The organism is Mesorhizobium erdmanii USDA 3471, from assembly GCF_000472705.1.
Lineage (GTDB): Bacteria > Pseudomonadota > Alphaproteobacteria > Rhizobiales > Rhizobiaceae > Mesorhizobium > Mesorhizobium erdmanii.
Genome location: NZ_AXAE01000045.1, coordinates 1 through 18,338, shown reverse-complemented (window position 1 = coordinate 18,338; position 18,338 = coordinate 1). Strand labels below are relative to the sequence as shown.

At 63.4% G+C, this 18,338-nt stretch carries 20 protein-coding genes; 11 read left to right on the top strand and 9 right to left on the bottom strand.

Annotated elements, in window-relative coordinates:
• Positions 1-376 (top strand): transposase (locus A3AU_RS0127015; protein ID WP_027052776.1); only part of this gene is annotated, 376 nt, incomplete at its 5' end.
• A gap of 179 nt (positions 377-555) precedes the next feature.
• On the opposite strand, the gene A3AU_RS0127010 is transcribed toward A3AU_RS0127015, so the two are convergent.
• The 4 genes from A3AU_RS0127010 to A3AU_RS0126995 all read right to left on the bottom strand — a co-directional run bounded on the left by A3AU_RS0127010 (position 556) and on the right by A3AU_RS0126995 (position 6,144).
• Positions 556-2,025: a UdgX family uracil-DNA binding protein gene (locus A3AU_RS0127010; protein WP_027055660.1), complete on the bottom strand. Its 1,470-nt coding sequence runs from the start codon at positions 2,023-2,025 to the stop codon at positions 556-558.
• 2 nt (positions 2,026-2,027) lie between these two features.
• The gene (locus tag A3AU_RS0127005; RefSeq protein WP_027055659.1) at positions 2,028-3,263 is read right to left on the bottom strand and encodes a putative DNA modification/repair radical SAM protein; all 1,236 of its coding nucleotides are present in this window, start codon (positions 3,261-3,263) and stop codon (positions 2,028-2,030) included.
• An 86-nt stretch (positions 3,264-3,349) separates the two neighbouring features.
• Positions 3,350-4,750: a glutamine synthetase family protein gene (locus tag A3AU_RS0127000; protein WP_081709684.1), complete on the bottom strand. Its 1,401-nt coding sequence runs from the start codon at positions 4,748-4,750 to the stop codon at positions 3,350-3,352.
• Between the two features lie 11 nt (positions 4,751-4,761).
• Positions 4,762-6,144, bottom strand: coding sequence for an aspartate aminotransferase family protein (locus A3AU_RS0126995; protein WP_027055657.1), 1,383 nt, complete (start codon positions 6,142-6,144; stop codon positions 4,762-4,764).
• A gap of 156 nt (positions 6,145-6,300) precedes the next feature.
• Here A3AU_RS0126995 and A3AU_RS1000000136980 point away from each other — a divergent pair, with 156 nt between their 5' ends.
• Together A3AU_RS1000000136980 and A3AU_RS1000000140530 are read left to right on the top strand one after the other, a co-directional pair.
• Entirely contained in the window at positions 6,301-6,654 is a 354-nt protein-coding gene (locus A3AU_RS1000000136980) for a hypothetical protein (protein ID WP_245235584.1), read from the top strand.
• Complete coding sequence (locus tag A3AU_RS1000000140530; protein WP_245235583.1) at positions 6,614-6,754, top strand: hypothetical protein; 141 nt, start codon at positions 6,614-6,616, stop codon at positions 6,752-6,754. Before A3AU_RS1000000136980 ends, A3AU_RS1000000140530 begins: the two co-directional genes overlap by 41 nt.
• A gap of 49 nt (positions 6,755-6,803) precedes the next feature.
• Here the strand turns inward: A3AU_RS1000000140530 and A3AU_RS0126985 are convergent, their stop codons facing one another.
• The 3 genes from A3AU_RS0126985 to A3AU_RS0126975 form a co-directional block, all read right to left on the bottom strand.
• Complete coding sequence (locus tag A3AU_RS0126985; protein ID WP_027055656.1) at positions 6,804-7,613, bottom strand: hypothetical protein; 810 nt, start codon at positions 7,611-7,613, stop codon at positions 6,804-6,806.
• A 100-nt stretch (positions 7,614-7,713) separates the two neighbouring features.
• Positions 7,714-8,688 (bottom strand): WD40 repeat domain-containing protein, encoded by a 975-nt coding sequence (locus A3AU_RS0126980; RefSeq protein WP_027055655.1) that lies wholly within the window; start codon positions 8,686-8,688, stop codon positions 7,714-7,716.
• A 127-nt stretch (positions 8,689-8,815) separates the two neighbouring features.
• Entirely contained in the window at positions 8,816-9,868 is a 1,053-nt protein-coding gene (locus A3AU_RS0126975; RefSeq protein ID WP_027055654.1) for a CobW family GTP-binding protein, read from the bottom strand.
• Between the two features lie 403 nt (positions 9,869-10,271).
• On the opposite strand from A3AU_RS0126975, the gene A3AU_RS0126965 reads away from it, so the two are divergent.
• Entirely contained in the window at positions 10,272-10,742 is a 471-nt protein-coding gene (locus tag A3AU_RS0126965; RefSeq protein WP_027055653.1) for a MarR family winged helix-turn-helix transcriptional regulator, read from the top strand.
• A gap of 9 nt (positions 10,743-10,751) precedes the next feature.
• Here A3AU_RS0126965 and A3AU_RS0126960 read toward each other — a convergent pair whose 3' ends face one another.
• Positions 10,752-11,624 (bottom strand): AraC family transcriptional regulator, encoded by an 873-nt coding sequence (locus A3AU_RS0126960; protein ID WP_027055652.1) that lies wholly within the window; start codon positions 11,622-11,624, stop codon positions 10,752-10,754.
• A gap of 52 nt (positions 11,625-11,676) precedes the next feature.
• Between A3AU_RS0126960 and A3AU_RS0126955 the strand changes: the two genes are divergently transcribed.
• From A3AU_RS0126955 to A3AU_RS0126935, 5 genes are all read left to right on the top strand, one after another.
• Positions 11,677-12,084, top strand: a complete 408-nt coding sequence (locus tag A3AU_RS0126955; protein WP_027055651.1) for a DUF2000 family protein — start codon at positions 11,677-11,679, stop codon at positions 12,082-12,084.
• Between the two features lie 195 nt (positions 12,085-12,279).
• The gene (locus A3AU_RS0126950) at positions 12,280-13,164 is read left to right on the top strand and encodes a DMT family transporter (RefSeq protein ID WP_032918226.1); all 885 of its coding nucleotides are present in this window, start codon (positions 12,280-12,282) and stop codon (positions 13,162-13,164) included.
• A 78-nt stretch (positions 13,165-13,242) separates the two neighbouring features.
• The gene (locus tag A3AU_RS0126945) at positions 13,243-14,265 is read left to right on the top strand and encodes a LacI family DNA-binding transcriptional regulator (RefSeq protein ID WP_081294149.1); all 1,023 of its coding nucleotides are present in this window, start codon (positions 13,243-13,245) and stop codon (positions 14,263-14,265) included.
• Positions 14,262-15,245, top strand: a complete 984-nt coding sequence (locus A3AU_RS0126940) for a 2-hydroxyacid dehydrogenase (RefSeq protein WP_027055648.1) — start codon at positions 14,262-14,264, stop codon at positions 15,243-15,245. Before A3AU_RS0126945 ends, A3AU_RS0126940 begins: the two co-directional genes overlap by 4 nt.
• A gap of 87 nt (positions 15,246-15,332) precedes the next feature.
• A complete protein-coding gene (locus A3AU_RS0126935; protein ID WP_027055647.1) occupies positions 15,333-15,731 on the top strand; it encodes a hypothetical protein in 399 nt (132 codons plus the stop codon).
• Here the strand turns inward: A3AU_RS0126935 and A3AU_RS0126930 are convergent, their stop codons facing one another.
• Positions 15,732-16,505: a gamma-glutamyl-gamma-aminobutyrate hydrolase family protein gene (locus A3AU_RS0126930; RefSeq protein WP_027055646.1), complete on the bottom strand. Its 774-nt coding sequence runs from the start codon at positions 16,503-16,505 to the stop codon at positions 15,732-15,734.
• 263 nt (positions 16,506-16,768) lie between these two features.
• Between A3AU_RS0126930 and A3AU_RS0126925 the strand changes: the two genes are divergently transcribed.
• Both A3AU_RS0126925 and A3AU_RS1000000140525 read left to right on the top strand, forming a co-directional pair.
• Entirely contained in the window at positions 16,769-17,878 is a 1,110-nt protein-coding gene (locus A3AU_RS0126925; protein ID WP_027055645.1) for a TRAP transporter substrate-binding protein, read from the top strand.
• 285 nt (positions 17,879-18,163) lie between these two features.
• Positions 18,164-18,338: helix-turn-helix domain-containing protein (locus A3AU_RS1000000140525; RefSeq protein WP_032918223.1), on the top strand; the 175-nt coding region annotated here is incomplete at its 3' end.

Below are 18,338 nucleotides of genomic sequence, written 5' to 3'. Positions count from 1 at the left end.
CACTGCCCGCGACAACGCTCTGATGGTCTCCGTGCCCGGGGTCTCCAAGGTCACCGCGCTCTCGCTCCTGGCGCTCCTGCCCGAGCTCGGCCAGCGCTCACCCAAGTCGATCGCCGCACTCGTCGGCCTTGCCCCGTTCGACAACAAGAGCGGCAAGCTCAGGCGCAGGAGCCAGATCCAGGGTGGCCGATCGCGTGTGCGCCGCGCCCTCTACATGGCAGCTCTCGGCGCCATTCGAGCCTGTGACCGGTTCAAAGCGTTCTACAGCACCATCGCTGCACGATCCGGCTCCAAGAAACTCGCCATCATCGCCGTCGCCAGGAAGCTTCTCGTCGTCCTCAACGCTATCATCCGAGATCAAAAAGCTTTCGCTTGAACACAGTTGCCATTCCGTGACCTTGGCCAAGAAGTGCAGCGGAGCAGAATTCTGCGCCGTCGCGGCACGTAAGAGTCCCGGCATGGATCCTCGGGTCTGCGCTGCGTCGCTTCGCTCCTTGCTTCGCCCGTGGATGACGAAGTCCGCGAGGCTCTGACAATCTGAATCCGCCATCAGCCTCAAACCGCCATCAGCCGCTTAACCTCTCTCATATCGGCTAAAAACCGCTCCCGCTCGGCCTCCTTGTCGGCCGGCTCATGGATGCGCAGGATGAAGGAGGGATGGATGGTGATGAACACGCGCAACCCATCTTCGCGCTCGATCACCTGGCCGCGCATTTTCGTCACCGGGATGGCCTTGCCCAGCAGCGACAACGCTGCCGTTGCACCGAGTGCCACGGCAAGCTCAGGCTTGATCAGCTCGAATTCTCGGTCAATCCACCAGCGGCAAGCTTGGACCTCGCCGGCATTCGGCTTGGAATGGATGCGGCGCTTGCCGCGCGGCTCGAATTTGAAGTGTTTGACCGCGTTGGTAACGTAGACCTTTTGACGGTCCACACCGGCGTCATCGAGGATGGCGTCGAACACCTTGCCGGCTGGGCCGACGAAAGGTTTGCCGGCGAGGTCTTCCTGGTCGCCGGGCTGTTCGCCGACGAAAATCACCCTGGCATTGTCCGGCCCTTCGCCAAACACGGTCTGCGTCGCATCGCGCCAAAGCGGGCAACGGCGGCAGCCTTTCGCGGCCTCGCGCAACTCCGAAATGCTGCCGGCGTTGTCATCTTCCGACGTCTGTGTCGGCTCACGCTTCGGCCAATGTTTCGCATGCACCTTGGCGTGGTGCGGCGCCGGCTTTGTCGGCATCTTCGCAATCATATCCTTGGCGGCCTTGTCCGCTCCCGCGATCAAGCCTGGAATGAGCGAGGCCTCGGGAAGGTTCCGCCAATATTTCTTCGGCATCTCCTTTTGCATGGCTTTCACCTTCAGCCGCGCCGGGTTGAAGATGTTCTCGAAATAGGTGCGCCACAGCGCCTCGGTGTCGTCCTGATCCGGCGCATCGCCCTTGGCCACGCCCGGCCCGATCGCCAGTCTTTCGCCATCCCAGTCGGCGGAGGCGTAAGGCGTCAGAATCGTCCAGCGCATGCCGGTGAAGCGCCTGACGAAGAAATCCGCATTGCGCTCGACGATGAAATGGTCTGGCTCGAACCAGGCGACATAACGCTCGTCGGTGCCGTCGCCGATCTTCCGGAAACGCACGAAGGCGTGCATCTTGTGGCTGTCGCGCCGCACCGCCTTTTCCATGGCCTCGAGCCGCCTCGTGTCGGGGTCCGACGCGATCGCCAGCAGCTTGGGCTCCGTGCGCAACCGCCACAGAAGCCGGTAGAGAAAAGCAAAGCGGGCGGGATCTGAATGACAGAAGGCCGTTTCGGCATGCTCGATGAAGTCACGCGGCACCACGAGCTGCGCACCAGCAGGTATGGCCGGCAAATCGGACCGGCTCTGGTCCGGGTCGGATGCGACATGCCAGCTGATATCCTCGGGCCTGACCTCGTTCAAGGCCAGTCGCCGTGCCGCGTCGCGCCAGCCGGCAAAGTCGGTCTCGCTGTCGAGCGAAACATTGTATCGGGCAAGGTTGAGCTCTGCCGGCTGCATGGTCAAAACAGCGCCAGTTGTTCGCAAGGAGCGACGATCTTGTCGCGCAGGCCGGCCTTGTCGGTGAGCGCGCCGGGCGACCAGCCTTCGGCGATGATGAACGGCCTGAGCTTGGCGATCGACTGGCAAATCCGGCCGACGTCCTCGAGCCGCAGCCGGCGATGGCGGCGGGTCTCCAGGATTTTCGCCACCACCTTGGTGCCGAGGCCAGGCACGCGCAGCAGCGCCTCGCGGTCGGCGCGGTTGATGTCGACGGGAAATTGACCCCGGTTGCGCAGCGCCCAGGCGAGCTTCGGGTCGATGGCGAGATCGAGCATGCCGTCGCTGCTGCCGGCTAGGATCTCCGGCTGCGAGAAGCCGTAGAACCGCATCAGCCAGTCGGCCTGGTAAAGCCGGTGTTCGCGCATCAATGGCGGCTTCTGCAGAGGCAGGGATGACGAGGAATCCGGGATCGGGCTGAAGGCGGAATAATAGACGCGCCGCAAATGATAGCTGCCATAGAGCCGGGCGCTGGTGTGCAATATGCGGTCGTCGGAGGTCTTGTCGGCGCCGACGATCATCTGCGTCGACTGGCCACCCGGCGCGAAGCGTTCGCGCTTTTTGGTTCGCAGCGTCGGCTCGGCCTTTTCCTCCATCTTCCGGCGCAGCCGGGCCATCGAAAGGCGGATCGTTTCCGGCTTCTTTTCCGGCGCCAGTTTCTTGACACCCTCATCGGTGGGGAGCTCGACATTGATCGACAGTCGGTCGGCATAGAGGCCGGCCTTCTCGACCAGTTCGGCAGAGCTTTCAGGAATGGTTTTCAGATGGATGTAGCCGGAGAACTTTTCCTCCAGCCGCAGCCGCCGCGCCACCTCGACCATCTCGCCCATGGTCTCGTCTGGTGAGCGGATGACGCCCGAGGACAGGAAGAGGCCCTCGATATAGTTGCGACGGTAGAAATCCATGGTCAGCTTCACCACCTCGTCGATGCCGAAGCGGGCGCGCTGCACATTTGAGGACGAGCGGTTGATGCAATAGCTGCAATCGTAGATGCAGAAATTGGTGAGCAGGACTTTCAGCAGCGAAATGCAGCGCCCGTCCGGTGCATAGGAATGGCAGATGCCCATGCCTTCCGTCGAACCGATGCCACCGGATTTCAGCGAATCCTTCTTCGCCGACCCAGACGAGGCGCAGGAGGCGTCATACTTGGCGGCGTCGGACAGGATCGCCAGCTTTTCACGGACGGTGAGAGCGCTCATCCGTTCATGATATGTTCTGAGAAGCCGCCGCGCTACCTCATTTGATATCGGCGGCGAAAAAGTGATCGCCGCCGATCATTAGGTCGTCAAACCTCATGCAGATAGAGATGATAATCCAGTTCGCTGACCGTGCGTGCCACGCGCAGATATTCGGACTGCTTGATCGCCACGAAGGTGCGGTGCAAATCCTCGCCGAGCGCGCCCTTCAGGAAGCTGGACGCCCTGGCCGCCTCGATGGCGGCGCGCCAATCCGCCGGCATCGTCGTGCGGGTGACGGCTGCTTCATAGCCATTGCCGGTTGTCTCGGGGCCGGGATCGAGCCCTTCATCGAGACCTTTGATGATGCCCGCAAGCACCGTTGCGGCGATCAGATAGGGATTGGCATCGACGCCGGACGGCCGGTGTTCGATGCGCCGGTTTTTCGCGTCGCCCGCCGGCACGCGCAGGGCCACCGAGCGGTTGTTGACGCCCCAGGTCGGCGCCACCGGCGCATAGGATTGCGAAACGAAGCGCCGCCAGGAATTGGCGTGCGGGGCAAACACCAGCATCGATTCCGCCATCGTCTGGATGAGCCCGCCGAGCCCTTGCAGCAAGGGCAGCGACCAGCTTTCGCCGCCCGCCTCGGCAAAGACGTTTCGGCCGGTCTTGTCCTGCAGCGAGACGTGGAAATGCATGCCTGAGCCGGCATATTTCTCGATCGGCTTGGCCATGAAGCAGGCGGTGACGCCATGGCGGCGCGCCTGCGCCCGCACCAGCCGCTTCAGCATGACGAGGTCGTCGGCCGCCCGCATCACATCCTTACGGTAGTTCAGCGTCAGTTCGTACTGGCCCGGCGCATATTCTGAAATCACCGTTTCGGCCGGAATGCCTTGCGCCTTGGCCGCCGCATAGATGTCGGAGAACAACGGCTCCATGCCGTGCAAATGGTCGACCGAGTAGACTTCCGTCTTGCCGGAGACGCGGCCGTCGAGCACGGCACGCGCCGGCTGCACCTTGCCGTCGGCATCGCGCTCGTTGGCAAGGAGAAAGAACTCCAGTTCGAAGGCACCGGCCGGATAAAGGCCCTTGGCCGCGAGGATATCGACCTGCCGGGCCAGCGCCAGCCGTGGGTCCGACGACATGGGCTGGCCGTCGAGATGGTACATCGCCATTAGCACTTGGCCGCGCGGCGGGCTGGTGCCGTAGAGCGGCACCAGCGTGCCGGGAATCGGCCAAGCCCTGAGATCGCCGTCGCCGGTTGTCCAGATCAGTCCGGTCTCGTGTACGTCCTCGCCGGTGATGTCGAGGCCGAGGATTGAGATCGGCATGTGCCGGCCACCCTCGAAAATGCTTTTCAGCTCATGCCGGCGTACGATCTTGCCACGGCCGACACCGTTGGCGTCGGTCAGCACGATATCGAAAGCTTCGATCTCGGGATGGGCGTCGAGAAAGGCTTGCGCCTCGGTGGGTGAAGACCCCGACGGTGAGGTCACGATGGCATTGTCCATGGCCGCTTGTCTCATGCCGCAAGCTTTGCCGCAACCGCGGCGAAGGCGGTGATCAGCCGGTTGACCTGGGCGCCCGTGGTTGCCGGCGAAATCAGCATCATGTTGTGGAAGGGCGCGATCAGCACGCCGCGATTGACCAGCGCGACATGGATGGCGGCCTCCAGTTCCGGCGCATGCGCGCCTTCAGCCTCCGCACCATTGCGCAGCGGGCCGGGTGCGCAGATGAATTCGACCCGGGCACCGACGCGGGCGACGTGCCAGGGCAGGCGATAGCGGTCGATCACCCCGGTCAGCCCGGCATCCAGACGCCGTGCCAGATGGTCCATGCGGTCATAATTCTCCGGCGTCATCACCTCTTCCAACGTGGCGCGCATCGTGGCGAACTGCAGCGGGTTGGCCGACAGCGTCGTGCCCATGCCGGAATAGCCGGGTTCCTTGGTCCTGTTGTAGTCGGCGTAACGCGAGGCGACCTCGTCGCTCATGCCCCAAACGCTTGCCGGCACGCCGCCGGCGATGGGCTTGCCCAGCACGAACAAGTCCGGCTCCAGCCCATATTTTCCGGTGTAGCCGCCGGGGCCGGTCGAGATGGTATGCGTCTCGTCGATCAAAAGCAGCGTGCCGGTTTCGCGGGTCAGTCTGCGCAGCGCATCATGGAAGCCCGGATCGGCCAGCACCATGCAGGAATTGGTCAGCACCGGCTCGGCGATGACACAGGCCACATCCCTGTCCTTGAGCGCAGCCTCCAACGCCGCCACGTCATTGAACTCGATCACCTTTGCCGTGCGGGTCAGGTCGCGGGATTCGCCCGCCAGCCCCGGCCGGTTGACGGGCTTGCCGTCGATCAGCCGGACCATCGTCTCGTCGACCGAGCCGTGGTAGCAGCCGTTGAAGACCAGGATCTTTTCCCGCCCGGTGACGGCGCGGGCAACGCGCAATGCAAAGCGGTTGGCGTCGGTCGCCGTCGTCGCGATCTGCCAGAACGGCAGGCCGAAACGCTGCTGCAGCAGCGGCCCTATCGCCAGCGCATCTTCCGAGGGCAGCATATACGTCAGGCCGCGCCCGGCTTGGCGGCGGATCGCGCGCGCCACCGGCGGCGGCGAGTGGCCGAACATCGAACCGGTGTCGCCGAGGCAGAAATCGTCGAGCTTGTTGCCGTCGATGTCGGTGATGGTGGCGCCCCTGGCGCTGTCGACCAGGATCGGAAACGGCGTCGGCCAGTCGTTCATCCAGTGCATCGGCACGCCGCCGAAGAAGCCGGGCAGGCCGTTGCCGACCTTGGCCTGCGATTGCGGCCGCGCCGCACGGAAGGCCGCGCCTTCGCTCTCGCGCAATTGCGCGATGCGGTCACGGCCGATGCCGCCGATGGATGTCTTTGAACCGTCGCTGCTGTGCATGGAAATCCCTCTGATGGGTTCCTCTTAACCAAGGAGCCTCCGCGATCGCAATGGCCCCGCATCTGTCCTGCATTGGCTCAGCCGCCAGGACCGACGCTTGACGCTCTCCGCGAAGTCAGCGCCAATGCTTGTCGGCCATGGCGAGGCGGGGACAAGATGCGGACGATTATCTGCGTGACGATGCTGTTCCTGTCGGCCAGCACGGCCCACGCAACCGGTGGCATCTGGTGCTCCGTCGATGACGCGGCGGTGAAATTCCAGGTCGATGCCGGCGTCACCACCGGCCTTGGCAGCCCGACCTTCAATTTTCGCGGCGACGTCGAAATCAAGGCGAGGCTGGCTGATGACCAACTGCGAAAGACGACATTCGAGAATTCCAACCTTACCCAGTATTGGCTCGACGCCAAGGAATTGCGGCTGAACATCTACCACGAACAGGAGGGTGGCCAAGAGGTTCAGCTCGGTCGAGTTGACGATCCTGACCAGGGCCAGCGACGAGAGCGTCTATGACGGAGACTACAAGCTTGCCGTCTATGACGGCGCGGCCGACAAGGACGGTGACGGCAAGACCGCCGATCTGAGCGGGGCAGTATCCAGCGGCGCCGAGTAGATCGATCGGATGCGGCAGCGCGCAAACACGCTATGACAGCGGCGGCGCGTTATTTCCGGGAGGTCGCGGCCGGATCGACGAGATTGATCTTTTCGCCGGGCGGAAAGCCGAACACCCGTTCAAAGTGCTTGGGGCCAAGCAGCAAGGCCGCCTGATCGATCAAATGCTGGTTGCGCGCATTGATCGTTTCCGGGCTTGGCGGCACAAAGCCTGGAATTCGCTGTGCGGTGAAATTCTGCACCTCGCCCTTCAGCGACAGGAGCTTGGCCAGCAGTTCCGGTTCCTCGTCGCCGAGCACCGATCGTGCATGCTCCTCGAAATCGTCGGGCAATCCTTGCATCTTGGTCACTCCGCCCGCTCCACCAGCCGCCAGGGCACTCGTTCCCAGGCAATGCTGAATCTTGCTGGCCCATGCCGCGTGCCGCAGCCCATAGGTTCCATATAGGAAGCTGCTCGCCCCGTAACCACGCGCATTCTTCACCGTCAGCCGCGTCCCCGTGGTCGCGTAGAGCACCTGATTGGCAAGCTGGTGGCAGACGCCATCGATGCCGTAAATCAGTATGGTTCCCTGGGCGGCGGGAACTGTCGCGGAATCCGCATTCGACTGGACCAGGCATCGTGCCAGCGCCAGATGCCCGGACTGGTTGCCGAGAGTTCCCGTCGAATTGCCGGGCGTTCCACCGGTTGGATGATAGCTACCCCAGCAGAACCAGTAGTCCTTGCCGGCGGCGGCGACAGCGGCTGCATTGGCATAGTGATGTCGCTGGTTGTCGTAGGTGGTGACCCAGGTATGGTCGACCGGCGAGCCGCCGACAAATGCCGGCGTCGCCCAGGCATGAAGCGTAACCGTGCTTGGCAAGGTGTCCTCCCATCGGAAGCTTGTCCAACGGAAAGAGGATGCGCTCAGGAAGGGCGGCGCGCAAGCATGGTGTCGGGCTTGAGCCCGATGGCGCGGGGTTTCAGGCCGTGATGTCGATGACGCCGCAGTCGCCTGCGGCACTGCCGAAGGCGATACGACGTTCTTCCTTGTCCCACATCATCGAGGTGATCGCGCCCTTCCCTTGCCGGCGCAAAAGCACTTCCTTGGCGTCGGCGAAGCGCGCGGCGATCACCATGCCGTCCTCATAGCCGATCGCGACGACATCCTGGCTTGGATGGCAGGCGACCGAGGTCACCATCGAATTGCCGCGCGTACCGAGCTCCAGCGGCGCCTTGCCCATCGGACCGTCCTTGCCTGAGAACGGCCAGACGATAGCCGCCGGCGCGCCGGAACTCGCCAGCCATTTGCCCTTGACGCTCCACGACAGGCTTTTGACCTTCCCGGGATAGCCGGTCATGCGCATGTGCTTGCCGTCGGCGAGCTTCCAGCCATGCAACGCATTCTCCTGCATTGATGTGACCAGGAAGGCGCCGTCCGGCGAGAAGGTGATACCGGTATGTGCGCCGGCCCATTCGAGCTCCACCGGCTTGCCCTCGGCGGCCGGGAAATGCAGCGTCGCGCCATTGTAGCGTGCAACGCCGAAGCGCATGCCCTTGGGCGAAAACGCCAGCCCTTCGACGGAGCGTGGATGGGCAAATTCCCTGGTCTTGCCATCGGCGAAACGCACGAAAGCGGTCTTGCCCGTGGCATAGGCGATGGCGCCTTGCGGCCCGGCGGCAACGCTGGTGATCCACTTTTTCCCGGCGCTGGCCAGGTCTTGTACCGCGCCGCCAGACGTCACGGCAAAAACCTTGCCGTCCTCGCCGCCGGTGATCAGCCGGTCGTTGGCCGCATCATGGAAGGCGGCGAGCAGCCCATCATTGGCCTGCACCGTCTTGTGGCCGTTGTCGAGCCGATGGATGGCACCGTCGGCCAGCGCGAAATGCGGCACGTCGCCCAGAAAGACGGCGGCGACGCAATGGCCTTCGAGGTCGAGAGGGGCAACTGTTGGCATCAGAACCATTCCAATGAAATCTGTCGCCAACCCGGGAAGGCGCCGGCGCGACCAAGTGTAGCGCCAACCTTCTCCTACAAGGGAGAGAAGGAAGAACGGGCAGCGCTAGCGCCATAAAGTACGGAAATCAAGCCACCTGGCAGGCGTCGAAACTCTTCTTCAGCCGCTCGGCGTCCAGCTCGCGGCCGATGAACACCAGCCGGCTCTCATGCTTCTCGCCGTCTTTCCAGGCGCGCTGATGGTCGCCCTCGATGATCATGTGCACGCCCTGGATGACATAGCGCTCATCGTCGCCCTTGAGCGCGATGATGCCCTTCAGGCGCAGGATGTTCGGCCCTTCCATCTGGGTGATTTTCTCGATCCAGGGAAAGAATTTCTTCGGGTCCATCTCGCCGCCGCGCAGCGATACCGACTGCACCGTCACGTCATGGATGTCCGAGGGATGGTCGTGGTGGTGATGATCATGCCCGTCATGGTCATGATGGTGGTGATCGTGACCTCCATGGTCGTGATGATCGTGATCATGGGCCTCGAGGAAATGCGGATCGTTTTCCAACGCCCGCGACAGATCGAAGGCGCCGCGGTCGAGCACTTCCGAGAGGGCGACGCCGGCACGCGTCGTGCGGTGGATCCTTGCCGCCGGATTGATGGCGCGGATCGTCGCCTCGACCTTGGCTAGTTCTTCCGAGGTGACCAGGTCGGTCTTGTTCAGCACGACGACGTCGGCGAAGGCGATCTGGTCCTCGGCTTCCTTGGAATCCTTGAGCCTGAGCGGCAGATGCTTGGCGTCGACCAGTGCCACCACCGCGTCGAGCTTGGTCTTGGAGCGCACGTCGTCGTCCATGAAGAAGGTCTGCGCCACCGGCACCGGATCGGCGAGACCGGTGGTTTCGACAACGATGGCGTCGAAGCGGCCGGGCCGGCGCATCAGGCCCTCGACGACGCGGATCAGGTCGCCGCGCACCGTGCAGCAGACGCAGCCATTGTTCATCTCGTAGATCTCCTCGTCGGATTCCACGATCAGGTCGTTGTCGATGCCGATTTCGCCGAATTCGTTGACGATGACCGCATAGCGCCTGCCATGGTTCTCCGACAGGATGCGGTTGAGCAGCGTCGTCTTGCCGGCGCCGAGATAGCCGGTGAGAACGGTTACGGGGATCTGCGTCTGTGCGTCGCTCATGGCTTGCCTCGAAATGACTGGGGCCCTGAATCCAGGCCACGAAAAAGGGATTGTCGGATCCATATAGGATGTGCGCGGGGCTTTTGCACGGGGCAAACCAATGGGCCAAAGCGGCGATCGGGATTGTACCGGGTTCAATGGCCGCGCGGCGCCGGCGGCAGGATGGTCCAGGGGCGGGTTGCCGATCGCTGCGGCCTGCCTGCGATGCGGCGGCTGCGAATACGCTGCTTTCGAAAACTCGTTTGTCATCTAACTGAAATAAACATCTGGCATTAGCCACGGCGGGTAACGCAAAGCTTGCCGGCAAAGCTGTTTCAAGTGCCGGAAACTTTTCGATCGTCGATTGCCAACGGGCCGGCTGCGTCTATGCTGCCGCTACCGGTATGGCCGAAGAGGGATGACCATGGCCAAGGCGGACAAGACTGCGACAATGAGCCGGCTGCATTCGGCGGCAAGGCTGGCAAGAACCGCGCTCGCCGCCCGGCTGCTGGCGCACGGCTTCTATGCCGGCCAGGACCAGATCATGCTGGCGCTCGACCGCGAGGACGGCCAGACGCCGGGCAATCTTGCCGGTCGCCTCGGCGTGCGGCCGCCGACCATCACCAAGACCATCAACCGGCTGCAGGCGCAGGGTTTCCTGGAGAAGCGCGCCTCCGAGGCCGATGCCCGCCAGGCGCATATCTTCCTCACCGAGAGCGGCCGCGAGACCATCCGCGCCATCGAAAAGTCGGTGAAGAAGACCGAAAAGCAGGCGCTGAAGGGCCTCGACAAGAAAGACCAGAAGGCGCTGTTCAAGCTGCTGGCCCGCATCGAGGCCAACCTCTCCAACGAGGAACTGGTGCTGATCGACGACGACGCCGAGTCGGACGACTGATCGCAACGATCAGGCCGCTGCCAGGCCAGAGTCCCGGGTCAGCGACGACCAACGTCCTGGTGTCATGCCGAAAGCTTTCTTGAATTGCCTGTTGAAGTGGCTCTGGTCGGTGAAGCCGGCCTCGACCGCGATCTGCGCCAAAGGCTCGCCGGCGGCGATCATCCGCCGCGCGCCCTGAAGCCGGCGCATCACCAGGAAACGATGCGGACTGGTCGAGAAAGCGGCGCGGAAATGCCTCGACAGGGCATAACGGTCGAGCCCGGTGATGGCTTCCAACTCGCCGGAACGCACGGGGCGCGCTGCATTCTCGGTCAGATAATCGCGCGCCAGCACTGCCGCCCGCCACGCCGTCCTCGCCATCGGCTTTGCCGGCTGGCCGGCATGGCGCGCCAGGCCCTGCATCAGTTGCGTGAGAAAATCGTCGACGAACAGCTCGTCGAGCTCCTGCTGTAGCGGCCCCAGCGCCGAAAGCAGCGTTGCGCGGAAGGCCTCGTCCCTCACCACGGCGTTCCTGACGAAGGGCAGCGACAAGCCGCCAAGGCAGTCCAGCATCAGCGACGGTTCGAGATAGAGCATCCTGTAGCGCAGACCGTCCTCGGTGCCGGCGCCGCCATCATGCAATTCGTCGGGATGCAGCACGATGATCTGGCCGGGCAGGCTCAGCCGCGTCGCGCCACGATAGCGAAAGGTCTGCACACCCTGCAGGGTCACCCCGATCGCGTAGGTGTCGTGGCGGTGCAGATCGAAGGCGGAGCCGTGGAACCTTGCTTCGATTCGCTCCATGCCTGCAGGGTCGGGAGCGGAGATGATGCAGTCTTCCGCCGCCTCAGTGCACAAACGTCCAAGACCCTCGAAGGCCTGGCGGTCTAGTTCGAACGGCATCTGCTCCTTCAGCCTCGCAATCGGGGCGCAATAACGAATGGTCTATTTTCTCATGTTCGATACGAAATTTGCAATCGTCCTGCGGGAGGACCTGCCCGTCTGGCAGAAACTCAACGTCACCGCCTTCCTGACCAGCGGCATCGTCGCGCAGTTTCCCGACATCATCGGCGAACCCTATCGCGACCGCTCAGGCAATCTCTACAACCCGCTCTCGATCCAGCCCGTCATCGTGCTCTCGGCCGATCAGGCGACGCTCGCCACGATCCACCAGCGCGCGCTGGAGCGCGGCGTGACGGCCTCGCTCTATGTCGAGGAGATGTTTTCCACCGGCTTTGACGCCGCCAACCGCGCCGTCTTCTCCGAGTTCGCGCCTGAAGACGCCAAGGTGGTCGGCATCGCGTTGCGCGCGGAGAAGAAGGTCGTCGACAAGATCACCAAGGGTGCCCGCATGCATGCCTAGTGGGGGAGATCTGGACTAAGCTTGACAGGTGTTGTTGTGCCAGCAAGTTCAGGCGGGGCGGCGGGCGACAATTGACTTGCCGGCACGCGACAATTCCCGCACAGGTGGGCTCTAGTCCAGCTTTTCCCCGGCCTGCAAGTGACTGCTTCCAAAAAATATGTCGAAAGCGCGACGCCGCCGGTGGCGATCCTGTGCATGCTCACCACCTATGTCTTCTTCACCTTCCTTGACACCTCGAGCAAATATCTCGTCCTTGCCGGCGTTTCGGTGCTGATCGTCGCCTGGGTGCGCTTTGCCGTGCATGTCGTGCTGGTCGGCACGCTTTTGCGCGGCTGGCGCCAACCCATGCGGTTTCGCCCGGTCAACCTGCCGGCGCATGTGCTGCGCGGCGTGTTCCTGTTCGGCTCGACCATGTGCAACATCCTTGCGCTGCGCTCGCTGCAGCTGGCCGAGACGACGTCGATCTATTTCTTCGGGCCGATGGTGATCACCGCGCTTGCCGGCCCGTTGCTTGGCGAATGGGCCGGCTGGAGGCGTTGGCTGGCCATCCTAGCCGCCTTCGCCGGGGTTCTGATCATCACCAGACCGGGTGTCGGCGTTTTCGGCATCGGCCATCTCTTCGCGCTCGGCTCGATGCTGTCGAACAGCTTCTATGTCATCATGACGCGCCGCATGTCGGCGACCGAGACGTCGGAAAGCCTGATCCTGTTCGCGGCGCTGGCGCCTGCGGTGCTGCTTTTACCCATGTTGCCGTTTTCATTCTCGCTGCCGCATGATGGCTGGCACTGGTTCGTCCTGCTCATGCTTGGCGTGTTCGGCGGCGTCGGGCACTGGCTGCTAGTGCAGGCCTATCGGCTGGCGACGACCACGGCGCTCGCGCCCTATCCCTATTCCCAGATGGTGTGGATGATCATCTCCGGCTGGATCGTCTTCAAGCAGTTTCCCGATCGCTGGACGCTGGTCGGTGCCGCGATCATCGTGGCCAGCGGCCTCTACATCGTCCACCGCGAGCATCGGCTTCGGCTGCAGAGCCGCGCCGCCTCCGATGTCGAGGCCGAGGCGCTGGCAAAAAAACTTTGATTTGCCCCCGATCAGTGGCATAACGCCGCCTTTAAACAGTTTAGGTCGGAATTCAGGTCGTTCGGGGGGCGCAAGGCGCTGGCACAAAAAATCAAGCTTTCGACGATCGCCGATGCACTCGGCGTGTCCACGGCCACCGTGTCGCTGGCGCTGCGCGACAGCCCGCTGGTTGCGGCCTCGACGCGCGACCGCATCAAGGAACATGCGCGCGCCATCGGCTATATCTACAACCGCCGCGCCGCCAGCCTGCGCACCTCGCGCTCGGGCATTGTCGGTGTCGTGGTGCACGACATCATGAATCCGTTCTTCGCCGAAATCCTGCGTTCGATCGAGAGCGAACTCGACCGCAGCCGGCAGACCTTCATCCTGTCCAATCACTACGACCAGCTCGAAAAGCAGCGGACCTTCATCGATACGTTGCTGCAGCTCGGCGCCGACGGCGTCATCATGTCGCCGGCCATCGGCACCCCGGCTGCCGACATCTTGATGGCCGAGGAGAATGGCTTGCCTGCGGTGCTGATCGCGCGCACCGTCGAGGGCGCCGACGTGCCGGTGTTTCGCGGCGACGATTCCTATGGCACCGGGCTTGCCACCAACCATCTGATCTCGCTCGGCCACAAGCGCATCGCCATGATCGGCGGCACCGACCAGACCTCGACTGGCCGCGACCGCTACCAGGGCTATGTCAACGCCATGGATGCGGCTGGCCTCGAGGTCAGGCCGTCTTGGCGCATCGCTGGCCCGCGTACCAAGCAGGCCGGCTTCGAGGCCGCCGGTCAGTTCCTGGCGCTGAAGGACAAGCCGACCGCCGCCTGCTGCTGGAATGATCTCGTCGCCATCGGCCTGATGAACGGCATTGCACGCGCCGGGTTGATGCCGGGCATCGACATCTCCGTCACCGGCTATGACGATCTCGAGGAGGCGGCGATCGCCACGCCGGCGCTGACCACCGTCTGGAACGGCCAGCGTGAGGTTGGCCGCCGTGCCGCCAGGGCGCTGCTCGACAAGCTCAACGGGCAGACCGTGCGGCCCTCGCAGGAATTGATCAAGCCGGAACTGCATGTGCGCCAGTCGACCGGCAAGCCGGTGGAGCGGGCATGACCAAGGCCGACCAACTGCAAGCCGTCACCATCCTGGTGCCGGCCGACTTCAGCGACCCTGCCGTCAGGCGTATCGATCGTACCTTCAACCAGGTCAGGATCGAGCGCGCCGATCCGACTCTGGTCACGCAGGAGATGCGGAGCAACGTACGTGGCATCGCGTCCTTTGCCGGCATCAGCGCGCCGATGATGGATGCCTTGCCCAATCTCGAACTGATCGCCTCCTTCGGTGTCGGCTATGACTCGGTCGATGTGGCCCATGCCGCGGCGAAGAATATCATGGTCACCAACACGCCCGACGTCCTGACCGAGGAGGTCGCCGACACCGCGATCGGGCTGCTTATCAACACGATCCGCGACCTGCCGCGCGCCGAAACCTGGCTGCGCGACGGCAGCTGGGCACGCAAGGGCAACTATCCGTTGAGCCGGCTGACCTTGCGTGCGCGCCGCGTTGGCATTTTCGGCATGGGGCGCATCGGGCAGGCCATTGCCCGCCGGCTGGAAGCGTTCGGCCTGCCGGTCGCCTATCACAACCGGCGCCGCGTCGAGGGCCTTTCCTATCAGTACCATCCGACGCTGAAGGGCCTCGCCGAAGCGGTCGATACGCTGATTTCGGTGGCGCCTGGCGGCGCGTCGACGCAGAAGGCGGTCAATACAGAAATCCTGTCGGCGCTCGGCGCCAACGGGGTCTTCGTCAATATCGGCCGCGGCAGCACGGTCGACGAGACGGCCCTTGCGGCGGCCCTTGCCGACGGCACCATCGCCGCCGCCGGGCTCGACGTTTTCGCCGACGAACCGAACGTGCCCAAGGCCCTGCTCGATGCGCCCAACACCTCGCTGCTGCCGCATGTCGGCTCGGCCTCCGAGCACACACGCCGCGCCATGGCCGATCTGTGCGTCGACAATCTGGTGTCCTGGTTCACCGAGCGCCGGCCGCTGACTCCGGTTCCGGAGACGGCGCATGTGAAAGCGCGCGGCTGAGTGCCCGGCTTCGCCATATTTATTAACGTCGGCTTAACTCCTTGGAATCATCCTTTATCCTGACTGCGTGCAGGGGTAACGATCAGGATGAGGAGTCTTTCCGCATTGATCGGGGCCGCCGTCCTGTTTGGCGGCGTTCAGCTGTTTCATGACGGCGGTGATGAAAGCGCCGCCGAAGGGGCCACGCCGTCCAACATCTACAGGATGGCAGCCAATGGCGGCGAGGCAACATGCGCGGTCTCACGAGGCGCCTTTGTTTCGGACGGCTTGTCGCTGTTGACGGTGGCGCCGAATTGCCGTCGGCTCTTGCCGGGCATAGAGCGGGCGAAATTCTGGCGCGAACAGAACGACGGCACGGTCGCCTTCAGCGCCAACGGCATCGATCCGATCGTCACCTTCAGCGTTGCCGACGGAGACGGCTACGAGTCCTACGCCCCAGCTACACCCTTGCTGGCACTGGCGAGCGACCGAAAGACCGACGACTGATTACTCCGCCGCGGCCCGCGAGCCGGCCTTCGCCGCTGCGTGAAGGCGTACCGCGTCGCCGAAGGCGCGAAAAATCTTGGCCGAATTGCTGTCCGAGTTGACCCAGTATTCGGGATGCCACTGGACGCCGATGGCGAAAGCGCGGGCTCCCTTGACCGAGACTGCTTCGACCGTGCCGTCAGTGGCGACGGCCTCGATCTCGAGCCTCGACCCCAGCCGGTCGATCGCCTGGCGATGCAAGGAGTTGACCTTGATGTCGCCGGCCCCGAACACGCCGGCGAGGCAACTGCCCGGCTTGATCGAAATGGTCTGATGGATGGCGAAGCGCTCTTCCTGCTTGTCGCTCACCGGCGCGCGGTGGTCGAGCGAACCCTCGCGCTCATGGATCTCGGTGCCCAGCGTACCGCCGAGCGCCACGTTCAACTCCTGGATACCGCGGCAGATGGCGAGCAGCGGCACTCCACGCTCGATCGCCCGACGGATCAACGGCAGCGTCGTGGCGTCACGGGCCGGGTCGTAGGGGCCGTTGGCTTCGCTGGCATCACCACCGTAGAGCGAGGGGTGCACGTTGGATTTCGAGCCGGTGACCATGACACCGTCGACCGAGGACAGAAGTTCGTCGAAGTCGAGCCTGTCGCCGAACGAGGGCACCAGCAGAGGGAAAACGCCGGCACCGGCAACGGCCGCTTCCAGATATTGCTGCGGGGCGGCATGCCAAGTGTAGTTGTCGAACTGACGGACGTCGGTCGATATGGCGACGAGCGGCTGATGCATTTTGGGTCGGGTTTCCATCTGGACGCAGCTATGTTGCCCGCAAAATAAGCGATCTCCTGGCATTTTTCCATGCCAAGTTTACGCGTGTCGCATAGGCCACGAAATCCCTCGTTAGACTATAGTTGCAGGGCTGCGGGGCTTTGCCGCCAAATCCGGTCGCCGTGCTGGACTAGACGTCTCGCCCGTGTATTGTTTCGGTCAACCGATGCGGGAGCCGAGGATGTCCCGGACGTCGGTCTGTTGATCCAAAAGGGAGGAACTTCATGGATCGTCGTGCATTCATTCGCAAGGCCGGCGTGACCGGCGTCGGCGCGGCCGCTGCGGCGGCCACGTTTGCCGCGCCGGCAATAGCCCAGTCCAATCCCAAGGTGACATGGCGGCTGGCGTCGTCCTTTCCGAAATCGCTCGACACCATCTATGGCGGCGCCGAAGTGTTCTCCAAGATGCTGTCGGAAGCCACCGACGGCAATTTCCAGATCCAGGTCTTCGCCGCCGGCGAACTCGTGCCCGGCCTCCAGGCCGCCGACGCCACCACGGCCGGCACGGTCGAAGCCTGTCACACGGTGGCATATTATTACTGGGGCAAGGACCCGACATGGGCACTCGGTGCGTCGGTTCCCTTCTCGCTCAACGCGCGCGGCATGAATGCCTGGCACTACCATGGCGGTGGCATCGATCTGTTCAACGAGTTTCTCGCCACACAGGGCCTTTTCGGTCTGCCGGGCGGCAACACCGGCGTGCAGATGGGCGGCTGGTTCCGCAAGGAAATCAACACGGTCGCCGACCTGTCGGGCCTCAAGATGCGCATCGGCGGCTTTGCCGGCAAGGTGATACAGAAGCTCGGCGTCGTGCCGCAGCAGATCGCCGGCGGCGACATCTATCCGGCCCTGGAAAAGGGCACCATCGACGCCGCCGAATGGGTCGGCCCCTATGACGACGAGAAGCTCGGTTTCTACAAAATCGCACCCTACTACTATTATCCCGGCTGGTGGGAAGGTGGCCCGACCGTCCACCTGCTTTTCAACAAGGCGAAATACGAAGAACTAACGCCGGCTTACAAGTCGCTACTGCGCACCGCCGCTCAAGCCGCGGACGCCGACATGCTGCAGAAATACGACTATGTGAACCCGCCGGCGGTGAAGCGGCTGGTGGCCGGCGGCGCCAAGCTGCGCCCGTTCAGCCAGGACATCATGGCCGCCTGCTTCGAGAAGGCCAACGAGGTCTATGCCGAGATGGAAGCCACCAACGCGCCCTTCAAGAAGATCTGGGAATCGATCAAGGGCTTCCGCAAGGAGCACTATCTCTGGGCGCAGGTGGCCGAGTACAATTACGACACCTTCATGATGGTGCAGCAGCGCAACGGCAAGCTGTAGGCAGGAATTGGTCCCTTCTCCCCGTCACTATACTGGGAGAAGGTCCCGGCAGGGGGGTGAGGGGCAGTGCCGGCTTCGGCGATTGAATCGCTCGGGCTTGCGTAGGGGCTGAAGCCCAACCTCGTGCCTTATCCATCCACCATTGGCGCCGCCCCTCACCGCCTGCCGGCATCCTCTCCCCGTATAGTGACGGGGAGAGGGGAGTTTGTCCGAACCGGATAGATAGGTAACAGAATGGACTGATTAGATGGGTGACAGTTTTCTTGTCCGCCGGGAGGACCGGCGATGGTTTGGCGAGAGACTGGCATCATGGATGAGCGGCTCCGGTTTGTTGTGGACTGCCTTTCTGGCGAGGAGACGATGACGCAGCTGTGTGCGGCCTACGGCATCTCGCGCAAGAGCGGCTACAAATGGCTAGGGCGTTATCGGGAGTTTGGTCCGGAAGGTTTGCACGATCGGC

Coding starts and splice junctions, on each gene's coding strand:
- A3AU_RS0127010 (WP_027055660.1), bottom strand. CDS start 2,025: ATGCAGCCGGCAGAGCTCAACCTTGCCCGATACAATGTTTCGCTCGAC.
- A3AU_RS0127005 (WP_027055659.1), bottom strand. CDS start 3,263: ATGAGCGCTCTCACCGTCCGTGAAAAGCTGGCGATCCTGTCCGACGCC.
- A3AU_RS0127000 (WP_081709684.1), bottom strand. CDS start 4,750: ATGGACAATGCCATCGTGACCTCACCGTCGGGGTCTTCACCCACCGAG.
- A3AU_RS0126995 (WP_027055657.1), bottom strand. CDS start 6,144: ATGCACAGCAGCGACGGTTCAAAGACATCCATCGGCGGCATCGGCCGT.
- A3AU_RS1000000136980 (WP_245235584.1), top strand. CDS start 6,301: ATGCGGACGATTATCTGCGTGACGATGCTGTTCCTGTCGGCCAGCACG.
- A3AU_RS0126980 (WP_027055655.1), bottom strand. CDS start 8,688: ATGCCAACAGTTGCCCCTCTCGACCTCGAAGGCCATTGCGTCGCCGCC.
- A3AU_RS0126975 (WP_027055654.1), bottom strand. CDS start 9,868: ATGAGCGACGCACAGACGCAGATCCCCGTAACCGTTCTCACCGGCTAT.
- A3AU_RS0126965 (WP_027055653.1), top strand. CDS start 10,272: ATGGCCAAGGCGGACAAGACTGCGACAATGAGCCGGCTGCATTCGGCG.
- A3AU_RS0126960 (WP_027055652.1), bottom strand. CDS start 11,624: ATGCCGTTCGAACTAGACCGCCAGGCCTTCGAGGGTCTTGGACGTTTG.
- A3AU_RS0126955 (WP_027055651.1), top strand. CDS start 11,677: ATGTTCGATACGAAATTTGCAATCGTCCTGCGGGAGGACCTGCCCGTC.
- A3AU_RS0126950 (WP_032918226.1), top strand. CDS start 12,280: ATGCTCACCACCTATGTCTTCTTCACCTTCCTTGACACCTCGAGCAAA.
- A3AU_RS0126940 (WP_027055648.1), top strand. CDS start 14,262: ATGACCAAGGCCGACCAACTGCAAGCCGTCACCATCCTGGTGCCGGCC.
- A3AU_RS0126935 (WP_027055647.1), top strand. CDS start 15,333: ATGAGGAGTCTTTCCGCATTGATCGGGGCCGCCGTCCTGTTTGGCGGC.
- A3AU_RS0126930 (WP_027055646.1), bottom strand. CDS start 16,505: ATGCATCAGCCGCTCGTCGCCATATCGACCGACGTCCGTCAGTTCGAC.
- A3AU_RS0126925 (WP_027055645.1), top strand. CDS start 16,769: ATGGATCGTCGTGCATTCATTCGCAAGGCCGGCGTGACCGGCGTCGGC.